Annotated in this window: 9 protein-coding genes; 5 read left to right on the top strand and 4 right to left on the bottom strand. The window is 59.0% G+C overall.

The window, feature by feature from the left end:
- The first annotated feature begins 64 nt into the window (after positions 1-64).
- From ACO1VH_RS11725 to ACO1VH_RS11710, 4 genes are all read left to right on the top strand, one after another.
- The gene (locus tag ACO1VH_RS11725) at positions 65-1,768 is read left to right on the top strand and encodes an NADH-ubiquinone oxidoreductase-F iron-sulfur binding region domain-containing protein (protein ID WP_486244647.1); all 1,704 of its coding nucleotides are present in this window, start codon (positions 65-67) and stop codon (positions 1,766-1,768) included.
- Positions 1,769-1,795: 27 nt separating this feature from the next.
- Positions 1,796-4,639 (top strand): formate dehydrogenase subunit alpha, encoded by a 2,844-nt coding sequence (fdhF, locus tag ACO1VH_RS11720; protein WP_486244646.1) that lies wholly within the window; start codon positions 1,796-1,798, stop codon positions 4,637-4,639.
- A 136-nt stretch (positions 4,640-4,775) separates the two neighbouring features.
- On the top strand, positions 4,776-5,618 hold the full coding sequence (locus ACO1VH_RS11715; protein WP_486244645.1) for a formate dehydrogenase accessory sulfurtransferase FdhD: 843 nt from the start codon (positions 4,776-4,778) through the stop codon (positions 5,616-5,618).
- A 333-nt stretch (positions 5,619-5,951) separates the two neighbouring features.
- Positions 5,952-6,287: an HAD family hydrolase gene (locus ACO1VH_RS11710; RefSeq protein WP_486244644.1), complete on the top strand. Its 336-nt coding sequence runs from the start codon at positions 5,952-5,954 to the stop codon at positions 6,285-6,287.
- Positions 6,288-6,436: 149 nt separating this feature from the next.
- Here ACO1VH_RS11710 and ACO1VH_RS11705 read toward each other — a convergent pair whose 3' ends face one another.
- From ACO1VH_RS11705 to ACO1VH_RS11690, 4 genes are read right to left on the bottom strand one after another with little or no spacing between them, the layout of a single operon-like run.
- Complete coding sequence (locus ACO1VH_RS11705) at positions 6,437-7,576, bottom strand: UbiH/UbiF/VisC/COQ6 family ubiquinone biosynthesis hydroxylase (RefSeq protein WP_486244643.1); 1,140 nt, start codon at positions 7,574-7,576, stop codon at positions 6,437-6,439.
- Between the two features lie 3 nt (positions 7,577-7,579).
- On the bottom strand, positions 7,580-8,923 hold the full coding sequence (locus tag ACO1VH_RS11700) for an aminopeptidase P N-terminal domain-containing protein (RefSeq protein ID WP_486244642.1): 1,344 nt from the start codon (positions 8,921-8,923) through the stop codon (positions 7,580-7,582).
- Positions 8,920-9,633 (bottom strand): N-acetylmuramate alpha-1-phosphate uridylyltransferase MurU, encoded by a 714-nt coding sequence (murU, locus tag ACO1VH_RS11695; RefSeq protein WP_486244641.1) that lies wholly within the window; start codon positions 9,631-9,633, stop codon positions 8,920-8,922. Before murU ends, ACO1VH_RS11700 begins: the two co-directional genes overlap by 4 nt.
- 54 nt (positions 9,634-9,687) lie before the next feature.
- Positions 9,688-10,725, bottom strand: coding sequence for an aminoglycoside phosphotransferase family protein (locus ACO1VH_RS11690; RefSeq protein WP_486244640.1), 1,038 nt, complete (start codon positions 10,723-10,725; stop codon positions 9,688-9,690).
- A gap of 150 nt (positions 10,726-10,875) precedes the next feature.
- Here ACO1VH_RS11690 and ACO1VH_RS11685 point away from each other — a divergent pair, with 150 nt between their 5' ends.
- Positions 10,876-13,098 (top strand): LPS-assembly protein LptD, encoded by a 2,223-nt coding sequence (locus tag ACO1VH_RS11685; protein WP_486244639.1) that lies wholly within the window; start codon positions 10,876-10,878, stop codon positions 13,096-13,098.
- Positions 13,099-13,101 lie beyond the last annotated feature (3 nt).

The following is a 13,101-nucleotide window of genomic DNA, read 5'->3' as shown; positions in this document are numbered from 1 at the left end:
GGCATGAAAACGGTATTTGGAAAGTCGCGGCTTTCCAAGTTTGTACGCTGATTTAGGAACAATCATGAACCACAAAGTCATTCCAATTGCAGTGCAGGAAGTCGTCAACACGAAAGAGCGGAAGCGGCAAGCGCCGAAAGGACGCCGGGTAGATCCGGTCGCGCTGGAAGAAGTGCAGGCGTTGCTGGGCGAGGAATCGCGCCAGCCTGATCTTCTGATCGAGCATCTGCACAAGATCCAGGACAAGTTCGGTCATCTATCTTCCGCACATCTGGCTGCATTGGCCAAGGAAATGCGTCTGGCGCAGACCGAGGTTTATGAAGTTGCGAGTTTCTATCATCATTTCGATATCGTTAAAGAAGGCGATACCGCACCGCAGGCATTGACCGTACGCGTCTGCGACGGCCTGTCGTGCGAAATGGCCGGCGCGAAGGATCTGCTGGCCAAGCTGCCGAAGATCCTCGGCAAGGAAGTGCGCGTGATCGCAGCACCTTGCGTTGGTCGTTGCGAGCAGGCGCCGGTTGCTGTCGTGCACCAGAACCCGATCATTCATGCGACGACGGAAGCAGTGGAAGCCGCCGTCGGCAACAATCAATTGACGCAGCCGGCTGGCGAGATCGTCGATTTCGCCGAATACACGAAAGCTGGCGGCTACGAGCTGGTGAAGAAATGCATCAGCGGCGAACGCGATGTCGAATCCGTGCTGAAGACGATGGAAGATTCGGGTCTGCGCGGTCTCGGCGGTGCGGGTTTCCCGGCCGGTCGCAAATGGCGCATCGTGCGCAACGAAAAAGGTCCGCGCCTGATGGCCGTCAACATCGACGAAGGTGAACCAGGCACGTTCAAGGATCGCGTTTATCTGGAACGCGATCCGCATCGTTTCCTCGAAGGCATGCTGATTGCCGCATGGGCCGTCGGCATCGAAACGATCTACATTTATCTGCGTGACGAATACCATGGCTGCCGCACGATGCTGCAGGCAGAGCTGGACAAGCTGAAAGCGCATCCGCCGATTCCGAACATGCCGGAAATCCATCTGCGCCGCGGCGCCGGTGCCTATATCTGCGGTGAAGAATCCGCGATGATCGAATCGATCGAAGGCAAGCGTGGCATGCCGCGTCTGCGTCCGCCGTATGTGGCGCAAGTCGGCCTGTTCGGCCGTCCGACGCTGGAACACAACTTCGAAACGCTGTACTGGGTACGTGAGATTCTGGAAAAGGGCGGCGAATGGTTTACGTCGCACGGTCGTAACGGCCGCAAGGGCCTGCGTTCGTATTCGGTATCCGGCCGCGTGAAGAACCCGGGCGTCAAGCTGGCACCGGCAGGTGTTTCGATCCAGGAACTGATCGACGAATTCTGCGGCGGCATGGCCGATGGTCACAAGTTCTACGGCTATCTGCCGGGTGGTGCATCGGGCGGCATTCTGCCGGCGACGATGAACGATATCCCGCTGGACTTCGATACGTTGCAACCGTATGGATGCTTCATCGGCTCGGCTGCAGTCATCGTGCTGTCCGACAAGGACACCGCGGTACAGGCAGCACGTAACATGATGGAATTCTTCAAGCACGAATCCTGCGGTCAGTGCACGCCGTGCCGCGTCGGCACTGCCAAGACGGCCGACCTGATCAAGAAAGAGAAGTGGGATACGGGCCTGCTGGAAGAGTTGTCGCAAGTCATGCGTGACGCATCGATCTGCGGTCTGGGCCAGGCTGCGCCGAATCCGGTCGACTGTGTCGTCAAGTATTTCCCGCATGAGTTGGCTTGAGCCGCTACGGAATAAGGTGAACTGAAAATGAACGCAATTACCCGAAACGAACTGGCACAACTGGATGTGCCGACCGTAACCTTCGAACTGAACGGCCGCGAAGTGACCGGCCGCGCGACGGACACGATCTTGGAGATCGCCAAGCGCGAAGGCATCGAGGTTCCGCACCTGTGCTACAAGGAAGGCATGGACACGGCCGGTAACTGCCGCGCCTGCGTCGTCGAAATCAATGGCGAACGCGTGCTGGCACCGTCCTGCTGCCGCAATCCGGCCAACGGCATGAAGGTCAACACCGAAAGCGATCGCGCGGTTGCCGCACAGAAGATGGTGCTGGAACTGCTGTCGTCGGACATGCCGGAAACCGAATACACGCGCAACAACGAAGTGGATTACTGGGCCGAGAAGATGAAGGTCGGTAAGCCGCGCTTCTCGCCGCGCGAACAGACGCCGCCGGATTTCTCCCATCCTGCGATCAGCGTCAACCTCGACGCCTGCATCCAGTGCACGCGCTGCTTGCGTGCCTGCCGCGACGAACAAGTCAACGACGTCATCGGCCTGGCTTTCCGCGGCGATCACGCGAAGATCGTGTTCGACATGGACGATCCGATGGGCGCATCGACTTGCGTCGCCTGCGGCGAATGCGTCCAGGCTTGCCCGACCGGCGCGCTGATGCCGGCACGCGATGTTGGCTTGAACGTGCCGGACAAGCAGGTCGATTCCGTCTGCCCGTATTGCGGCGTCGGTTGCCAGCTGACCTATAACGTCAAGGACAACAAGATTCTGTACGTCGAAGGCCGCGATGGCCCGGCCAACCATGCACGTCTGTGCGTCAAGGGCCGCTACGGCTTCGACTATGCGCATCACCCGCATCGTCTGACCAAGCCGCTGATCCGCCGCGCGGATGCGCCGAAAAAAGGCGACTTCGAAATGGATCCGGATCGCGTGATGGAAGTCTTCCGCGAAGCAACCTGGGAAGAAGCCCTGGCTGCTGCCGCCGGCAAGTTCGTTGAAATTCGCGACACGCATGGCAAGAAGGCGCTGGCCGGTTTCGGTTCGGCCAAGGGCTCGAACGAAGAAGCGTATCTGTTCCAGAAACTCGTGCGTACCGGTTTCGGCAGCAACAACGTCGACCACTGCACGCGCCTGTGCCACGCATCGTCGGTTGTTGCGCTGCTGGAAGGTATCGGTTCCGGCGCCGTGTCGAATCCGGTGATGGATGTGACGAAGGCGGAAGTGATCGTCGTCATCGGCGCGAACCCGACCGTCAACCACCCGGTTGCTGCAACCTGGATCAAGAATGCCGTGCGTAACGGTTCCAAGCTGATCGTCTGCGATCCGCGCCGTTCGGAAATGTCGCGCATTGCACATCGCTTCATGCAGTTCAAGGCCGATACCGACGTCGCGATGCTGAACGCGATGATGAACGTCATCGTCACCGAGAATCTGGTCGACAAGGACTTCATTGAAAGCCGCACCATCGGTTACGAAGAACTGCGCAAGAACGTCGAAGGCTACACGCCTGAACTGATGGCGCCGATCTGCGGCATCGATGCGGAAACGCTGCGCTATGTCGCGCGTCTGTATGCGACGTCGAAGGCTTCGATCATCCTGTGGGGCATGGGCGTATCGCAGCACGTTCACGGTACCGACAATGCACGCTGCCTGATCGCGCTGGCACTGATGACCGGTCAGATCGGTCGTCCGGGTACGGGTCTGCATCCGTTGCGCGGCCAGAACAACGTGCAAGGTGCTTCCGATGCCGGTCTGATCCCGATGGTGTACCCGGATTACCAGCCGGTTACCGACGAGAAGGTTCGCGCCAACTTCGCGAAGGCATGGAAGATGCCGGTCGAGCAGCTCGATCCGAACCCGGGTTTGACCGTGGTCGAAATCATGCATGCGATCACCGACGGCAAGATTCGCGGTCTGTACGTGCAGGGTGAAAACCCGGCGATGTCGGATCCGGACGCAAACCACGCGCGTGAAGCACTGGCGACGCTGGATCACCTCGTCGTGCAGGATATCTTCCTGACCGAGACCGCTTATCTGGCAGACGTCATCCTGCCGGCCAGCGCGTTCCCGGAAAAGACCGGTACGTTCACCAACACCGACCGTATCGTGCAGATGGGCCGCCAGGCAGTGAATCCGCCGGGCGATGCCAAGCAGGATCTGTGGATCATCCAGCAGATGGGCCAACGTCTGGGTTGCGACTGGAACTACAAGCACGTGTCGGAAGTGTTCGACGAAATGCGTCACACGATGCCGAGCATTGCCGGTATCACGTGGGATCGTCTGGAACGTGAAGATGCGGTTGTCTATCCCTGCGAGAAAGAAGGCGATCCGGGCGATCCAGTCGTGTTTGTCGACAGCTTCCCGCGCGAAACGGGTCGTGCACGCTTCGTCCCTGCCGACATCATCCCGGCAAACGAGCGTCCGGACACCGAGTATCCGATGGTGCTGATCACCGGCCGCCAGCTGGAACACTGGCACACCGGCAGCATGACGCGTCGTGCGACGGTGCTGGATTCGATCGAGCCGGATCCGATCGCGCTGATCCACCCGCTGGATCTGGTTGCGATGGGCGGCAAGCCGGGCGATCTGATCACGCTGGAATCGCGTCGTGGCCAAGTGTCGTTGTATGCACGTGCGGATGACAGCTCGCCGCGCGGCGCAGTCTTCGTACCGTTCTGCTACTACGAAGCAGCGATCAACCGTCTGACGAATGCAGCGCTGGATCCGTTCGGCAAGATTCCGGAATTCAAGTACTGCGCAATCCGCATCACTCTGGGCGGTACACCTCCGGTGCAGTCCAGCTACGGCGGTGGTCAGGCATTGGCCAATCTGACCAACGGCATGGCAGCTGCCAACTGATCGACTGCTTCACTGCAGTTGTAGTAATCGACAACCGGCACTGGCTGCAAAGCCAGTGCCGGTTGTTTCATTCTGGGATAGCATGGCGTTCGTCCATCGTCTGCCCGTGATTTACAGATACTTCTTTTCTTAGTCTATGAATGCTCGTCCTATTCTTTCCAACGCTGTCCGCAAATTGACGCATGACGTCGAAGTCATGGATGAGCGGGGACGTGCTTCGACGATCGCCATCCCTGCGGAACAGCCGTTGACCATCTATGTCGACAAACGCGAACTGGTGACGTTGATGACGCTGGGCGGTGCTCCTGAAGCGCTGACGCTGGGCTATTTGCGTAATCAACGCCTGATCGCGAACATCGAAGACATTCTGTCTGTCCAGGTGGATTGGGATGTGGAAGCGGCAGTGGTCGTGACGCGCAACGGCATTGCCGATATCGAAGCACGCACGGCAGAACGCACCGTGACGACCGGCAGCGGCGAGGGCACCGTATTCGGTGGATGGATGGATGCAGTTGACGCCATCACGCTACCGGCAGATGCGCGCCTGAAGCAATCGACGTTGTACAGGATTATTGAAACTGTGCGAACGCATCGCTCGGTCTACAAGCAGGCGGGCTCTGTGCATGGCTGTGCGCTGTTTTCCGCCGAAGGCGAATTGATTCACTTTGCCGAGGATGTCGGACGTCATAATGCCGTCGATGCGATTGCAGGCCGGATGTGGTACGACGGCATGGGGGGCGACGACAAGGTTTTCTATACGACCGGCCGTTTGACATCCGAGATGGTGATGAAAGGTGCGCAGATGGGCATTCCATTCCTGCTCTCGCGTTCGGGTGCGACGCAAATGGGGCACATGGTGGCAGAGCGGTTGAAGATGTCGTTATTTGCCCGCTGCAGCGGGCGTCATTTTCTGCTGCTGAGCGGCGCAGACCGAATTGTGTTCGACGACGTTGACACAGCAGGCGACACGATTTCCTGAATTGTTTTCCTGGCGGGAAAGAATAGGACGGCAAAGTGATGCAAATTGCCGACACCTATAAGGTTATTGTGGTGGCGATAGCGGAGGAAAATCGCGGCGATTCATATCGATCGACTTGATATATACGTTATAAGTGACTGTAATTAAAGGGGATTTTTCTTCTCTTGGAGAAATTATAGTCTGCCAATCATTTTCTATGAATTATGGTTCGCATTAAATACTTTAACTATCCGTAATACCATAATGGGCATAGGATGCATCTGAAGTCTGCAAAACCATGTGTTGCGGACTGGTTCCGCAAAAGACAGACATCCTAATTTGAAGGAGAGTGCAATGATCAATACCGCACTTGAGCAATGCCCGATTCGTGACGCCGTTGCCTGCCATCTCGCTGCGTATAACGCGGCTTTCTATGAGCTGGGTCTGAGCTGGCATTGGGATGATGAAACGTTCCACGGCCTGCAAAGCCTGGATTGCGAACGCGATCGCATCAAGAAATACATGGAAATGCATCAATCGCATCTGCTGAAAGCTTACGATGCTGATTTCCTGATCGATGCAATTCAGTCGACCAAGGCACGCTGCTTCGATACGATGACCGATGGCGGCTCCCGGATGGCGGCACAGGTGGACTGGGCCGAATTCCAGCGCGCGGAAGTCGGAACCTGAGCGTTTGCCGATTATCTGATTCATTCGATTCGACGCAGGTATTCATATTTACTAAGTCGTATCTGCGTCGCATTCACGTAGTGTGCATACATCGCTTCAGCGATAAAAAATCCGCCTCAAGGGCGGATTTTTTATAACTCATTAAGGACTCAGCCGCGCCGCCCGAACATCATCTGTTCCGCCAATAATTGTTTGGCCGGACGAATGCCGTCGGCCAGACCCAGCGACAAGCCCAGCAGTGTTTGCGACAGGCTGCCCGCCGGCGCACTGGCGAAAACGCGTGCCATCAGATCGGTCAGATGAATCGTGAGATTGCGGTCAGGTTGGCGTTGTTGGGCGAATTCCTGCAATGCGGCAGGCTGCGCCTGTTGCGACAATGCACGAGCCAGCGTGACCGCATCGCGCAATCCCAAATTGAGTCCTTGTCCCGCGACCGGGTGCAGCGTTTGCGCAGCGTTGCCGATTGCGATCGTGCGCGCGGTGGAAGGCGCATGGGCGTTCAGTCCGAGCGGGAAGGCATGGCGCGGTGTGCAAGATATGAAGGTGCCGAGGCGCGTGCCGAATGCCTGTCCCAGTTCGGCAAGGAAATGGCGATCGTCCAGCGCCAGCAGGCGTGCTGTCGTTTGCGGACGGGCACACCAGACCAGCGCATAGCCGTCACCCTGCGGCAGCAATGCGAGTGGTCCTTCATCGGTGAAGCGTTCGAAAGCGCGATGCGCAATCGCTGCGCTGGCCGTGACATGCGAGACGATCGCGGTCTGGTCGTAATCGCGATGCAACGCCTTGCGGGTTTGATCGGAGAAGACGCCGCCTTCGGCCTGCACCACGATGGCGGCATGCAGGTCGTTGCGTTCGCTGAAGTGTACGGTGGCGGCATCGGGCGTTTCCGTGATGCCCAGCACGGATGCTGGGCGGATCGCTGCAATGCCAAGCGAGGCTGCTCGCGCATCCAATGCGGAAACGATGGCGCCATAGCGGCAGACATAGCCAAGCGCAGGCAGCGCGTAATCATCGCGATCGATCAGCGTACGGCCGAAATGGCCGCGCCGCGACACATGGATCTGATGGATAGGCGTCGTACCGGCGGGCCACGCCTGTGCCGTTTCGAGCAGTTGACGGCTGCCGTAGGAAAGCGCAATCGAACGCGGGTCACGTGCGCTCTGTTCGGCGCTGCGCGCATCGATGACGGCGATGCGATGCGGTGCCATGCCATATTCAACGAGCAAGGCCGCCAGCGCTAGGCCAACAGGGCCGGCGCCGCAAATCGCGATGTCGTAATCGAGGTGCATGGCTTACTGCTGCATCAGGGCTTCGATATCGGCCACGGTTTTGGGTGCGGCCGCGCTCAGGATATGCACGCCGTTTTCCGTTACCAGTGCATCGTCCTCGATGCGGATACCGATGTTCCAGTATTGCTCGGGTACGCCTTCGGCAGGCCGTACGTAGATGCCGGGTTCGACCGTCAGGATCATGCCGGGCTGCAGCGTGCGCCATGGTCGTTCATTGCCGTTCAGATAGGCGTCGCGATAGTCGCCGACGTCGTGCACGTCCATGCCGAGCCAGTGACCGGTGCGATGCATGTAGAACTGGCTGTAGGCGCGGGTTTCGATGACGCTGTCCAGCGAGCCAACCTTGGTCTTGTCGAGCAGGCCGGTATCGAGCATGCCTTGCGCCAGCACTTTGACGGCGGCGTCATGGCCGTCCATGAAGCGTTTGCCGGGTGCAATCTCCGCGATGGCGGCAGCTTGCGCGGCGAGCACGATTTCGTACAGTTCCTTCTGCGGTCCCGAAAACTTGCCGTTGGCGGGAAACGTGCGCGTGATGTCGGACGCGTAACTATCCAGTTCGCAGCCGGCATCGATCAGCACGAGGTCGCCATCCTTCAGTTCGGCATCGCTGGCGCGGTAATGCAGAACGCAGGCATTGGCGCCGGTGGCGACGATGGAGCCATAGGCCGGGAACTGTGAACCGTTGTTGCGGAATTCGTGCAGGATTTCGGCTTCCAGATGATATTCGCGCAAGCCGGGCCGGGCGACGCGCATGGCCCGGCGATGCGCAGCGGCGGCGATATCTGCAGAACGCTGCATGATGTCGATCTCGGTCGCATCCTTCTTCAGCCGCATTTCGTCCAGCAACACTTGAATATCGTAGGCAGAAGCGGGTGGTACGACGCCGGCGCGCGCCTGATTGCGCACGTCTTGCAGCCAGCGCTGCACCTGCGCATCGAGTTTCTCGCTATTGCCGAGCGCATAGAACAGCGCTGGCGCATCGGCCATCAGCTTCGGCAATTCGACATCAAGCGCGCCGATCGGATAGGCGACGTCGAAGCCGAACGCTTCGCGCGCGGCTTCGGGGCCGTAGCGGAAACCATCCCAGATTTCGCGCTCCAGATTCTTTTCGCGGCAGAACAGGATGGATTGATTTGCATGTTCGCCGCAAACCAGCACGATGACGGCTTCCGGTTCGGTGAAGCCGGAGAGATAGTAGAAATAACTGTCGTGACGGTACGGGTAATCGGCATCGCGATTACGCATGACTTCGGGCGCGGTCGGCACGATGGCGATGCCGCCGCCCTTGGCCTGCATCTGCTTGAGCAGCGCTGCACGTCGATCGGCGTAAACCTTGAAGTTCATCATGTTCTTCCTGTCAATGGCGCGTTCAATTGTTCCAGACGTTCCGGCGTGCCGACGTCGGTCCAGGCACCGCGATACAGTTCGCCGCCCACTTGGCCGCGCGCCGCATATTCGCGCAGCAGCGGAGCCAGCTTGGCGGTTTCGCCAGCGGCGATACTGTCGAACATCGATGGCCGGTAGACACCGATGCCGGAGAACGTGTAGCGCGGTTCGCCTTCGTTGGCGATGGAAAAGCTGTGCAACGCAAAATCCCCTTTGGGATTGTGCGCCGGATTCTTCACCAGGTACAACCAGGCGACGTCGCGCTGATCGATCGGATGCGGGTTGCCCCAGACGTCGTTGTCTTCCAGCACATTTTTGACCTGCTCGAAATCGAAATGGGGGCAGTAGATGTCCGCTGCAAGGGCAACGAACGGTTCGTCGCCGAGCAGATGGCGTGCCAGGGCGATGCCGCCGGCCGTTTCCAGCGCCGTGCCTTCCGGCGAATAGGAAAGGCGTGCACCGAATTGTGAGCCATCGCCCAACGTTTCTTCGATCAGGTGGCCGAGATGCGCATGGTTGATGACGATGTCGGTAATGCCGGCGCGCACCAGATTCAGGATGTGCCAGACGATCAATGGCCGGCCGCGCACTTTCAGCAGCGGCTTGGGGCAGCTATCGGTCAGCGGGCGCATGCGTTCGCCGCGTCCGGCGGCGAAGATCATTGCTTTCATTTTCTGTCGCGGTAAGTGATGGCGAAGTAAATGCGAAGGTCGAGGCGCAGTGCCTCAGAACGTATAGCCGACCTGGGGTGCCTTGTTTTCCAGTTCGTCGAGCAGCCTGACCAGCGGCGCCAGTTCCTTGTAACGATAGGCGACCTTGCGCGTGTATTCCATCACGAGCGGCAGGTCCTTCAGATAGCCGTCCTTGCCGTCGCGGTGATACAGGCGGGCGAAAATGCCCAGTACCTTCAGGTGGCGCTGCAGCCCCATCCATTCGAAATCGCGGTAGAAGGCGTCGATATCCGGATTGACCGGCAGGCCGGCGCGGCGGGCATGTTCCCAGTAGCGGATGGTCCAGTCGAGCACGATTTCCTCATCCCATTGCACATAGGCATCGCGCAGCAGAGAGACGAGATCGTAGGTGATGGGGCCATAGACGGCGTCCTGGAAATCCAGAATGCCCGGATTGCCTTTGGGCAGCACCATCAGATTGCGCGAATGGTAGTCGCGATGCACATAGACTTGCGGTTGGGCGAGGTTGTTGGCCAGCAGCAGTTCGAAAATCTTGTCGAGTGCAGCGGTCTGCTTTTCCGTCATCGTCACGCCGAGATGACGGCCGACATACCACTCGGGGAACAGCTTCAGTTCGCGCAGCAGCAGCGCACGATCGTATTCGGGCAACACATCCGGCTGGCTGCGCGCCTGCATCAGTACGAGTGCTTCGATGGCATCCATGTACAGCTTGTGCGCGTTGTCGGGATTCAGCAGTTGCAAATAGGTGGTCGAGCCGAGGTCGGTCAGCAGCAGAAAGCCGCGTTCGACGTCCTGCGCCAGGATGCCGGGAACCGAGACACCGGTTTCGGCCAGCACGCCGGCGACGTGGACGAACGGCCGCACGTCTTCCTGCGGCGGTGGCGCATCCATTGCGATATAGCTGGCGCCATCGGCGCCGCCTACGCGGAAATAGCGGCGAAAGCTGGCATCAGAGGAAGCGGGGCGCAGCGAGGATACGGCAAGTTGCGGGGCGGTCAGCGACGCGAGCCAGTGTTGCAGCTCGGTCAGACGGGCGTCTTCGGTGGAATCGGGGCGTGGGGAGACAGACATGAGGGGAAAAGCTAATCCGGTTTATGGACGGTGAGTTCCCATATAATAAGGGATTCAATTCAGAATCGTCGGAAAATCGCCAGCGATGGTACTCAAAAACTTATTTTCATGACCTGGCTGTTTGCATCATTTTTCCCCCGGCGATTGGCGATGTCGTTGACGGTTGCGGCAGTTGCCATGCCGGCGGTCGCGCAGACCGCCGCAGAGCGCCAGGCATCGGACGATCAGGCGCCGACCAATGTCAGCGCCGAACAGATGACGGGCCGGCCCGATCGCGAAATCGTGCTGGAGCGCGACGTCGAAATCACGCGCGGCGAGACGACGGTCAATTCCGACCATGCCACCTACTGGATCGAGGAAGACGAGGTCGAGGCCAGCGGCAATGTCCGCATGACGCGTTTCGGCGACCGCTATACCGGCGACAAGATGCGCCTGAAGATGGATACGGGCGAAGGGTACGTCGAGAATCCGACCTATCACATGAAGGCGAACAACGCGCATGGCGTGGCGGATCGTCTCGATTTCGAATCGCAGGAACGTGCCAGGGTTTCCACCGCGACCTACAGCACCTGCGAGGGCCCCGATCCAGACTGGTACCTGAAGTCCAGCACGATGACCTTCGACAAGGGGCTGGACACCGGTACGGCAAATGGCGCCGTCATCTATTTCAAGGATGTGCCCATCATCGGCACGCCGTACATTTCCTTCCCGTTGTCCGACGCGCGCAAGTCGGGCTTCCTGCCGCCCAGCATCGGTACGTCGAGCCGCGGCGGTCTGGAAATCATGACGCCGTATTACTTCAATATCGCGCCCAATCGCGATTTCACGCTGTCGCCGCGTTACATTGCGCGCCGCGGCCTGATGATCGGCGGCGATGCGCGTTACCTGGGCTACGACTATTCGGGCGAAACCAAGTTCGAATATCTCGGCAACGACCGCGAGACGCATACCAATCGCTACTCGATTTCGTCGCAGCATCGCCAAACGCTGACGCCGCAGGCATCGTTTTCCTGGAATTTGAACGGGGCTTCGGACGACGACTATCCAAGCGATTTTTCGCAAAACTTGGCGACCAGCACCGAACGCTTGCTGTTGCGGGATTTGAACTTCAGCTACAAAGGCAGTTTCTGGACCGCTACTGCGCGTGCGTCGAACTATCAGGTGCTGCAGGATCCGGATGCGCCGATTTCCCGGCCGTATGACCGTTTGCCGCAATTGACGTGGAGTGGACGGCAATACGACGTCGGCGGTTTCGACTGGTCGACGACCGTGCAGGCCACCAGTTTCTGGCATCCCGACTATGTGCGCGGCGACCGCTTCGTCGTGAATCCATCGGTTTCCTATCCGATCGTCCGCCCCAGCTATTTCATCACGCCGAAAGTATCGCTGACCGCCACCAGCTACAACCTGCAGAATACGGAAGCGCAGTTCAACAATGGACTGACATACGATTCCAGCCCCGGATATGCGTTGCCGACTTTCTCTCTGGACAGCGGCCTGGTTTTCGAGCGCGAGGCGAGCTTGTTCGGCAATAGCATGACGCAGACGCTTGAGCCGCGCCTGTTTTACGTGAAGACGCCATATCGCGATCAGAGCCGTACGCCGATCTTCGATACCGGTGAAGCCGACTTGAGCTTCGCCCAGATCTTCAGCGAAAACCGTTTCGTCGGCTACGATCGCATCAGCGATGCAAATCAGTTGACGGCGGCGCTGGTAACGCGCTATCTGGAAGCGAACGGCGCAGAGCGTATGCGACTGGCGATCGGCCAGCGCTTCTATTTCGAAGACCAGCGCGTGACGCTGCCGAACCAGGTTTCGAACAACGACACCAAGTCCGACCTCTTGGCATCCGCTGCAGTCCGGTTTTCCGAGAAGTTGAGTGCGGAGGCGACGATCCAGTACAGCGCGACGCAGAAGGATGTGACGCGTGCCAATTACACGATGAGCTGGCGGCCGGAACCGAAGAAGGTGTTGAACCTCAGCTACCGCATCGACGTGCCGAACGAACTGCGCCAGATCGATGTCTCAGGACAGTGGCCGATCGCCGACCGCTGGTACGGTGTGGCGCGCGTCAATTATTCGCTGGACAACAACTATGCGGAACGCAATACGAGGCCATTGAATGTGCCGCCCGCCAACGGCCTGTCCGAAGGTCTCCTGGGCCTCGAATACAAGGCCGACTGCTGGATTTTCCGTGTCGTTGCACAGCGCATTCCGACGTCGACCGGCGAATCCAATTCCAGTCTGTTCTTCCAGCTGGAGCTGAGCGGCCTGGCGAAGCTGGGTTCCGACCCGCTGTCGGCGCTGCGCAGCAGCATTCCGGGCTATCAGCCTATCAGCAACCAATCCGATACCAACCATTCCGGTATGTAAATC

Source organism: Oxalicibacterium sp., from assembly GCF_057353965.1.
This window is presented reverse-complemented; position numbering and strand designations above follow the sequence as displayed.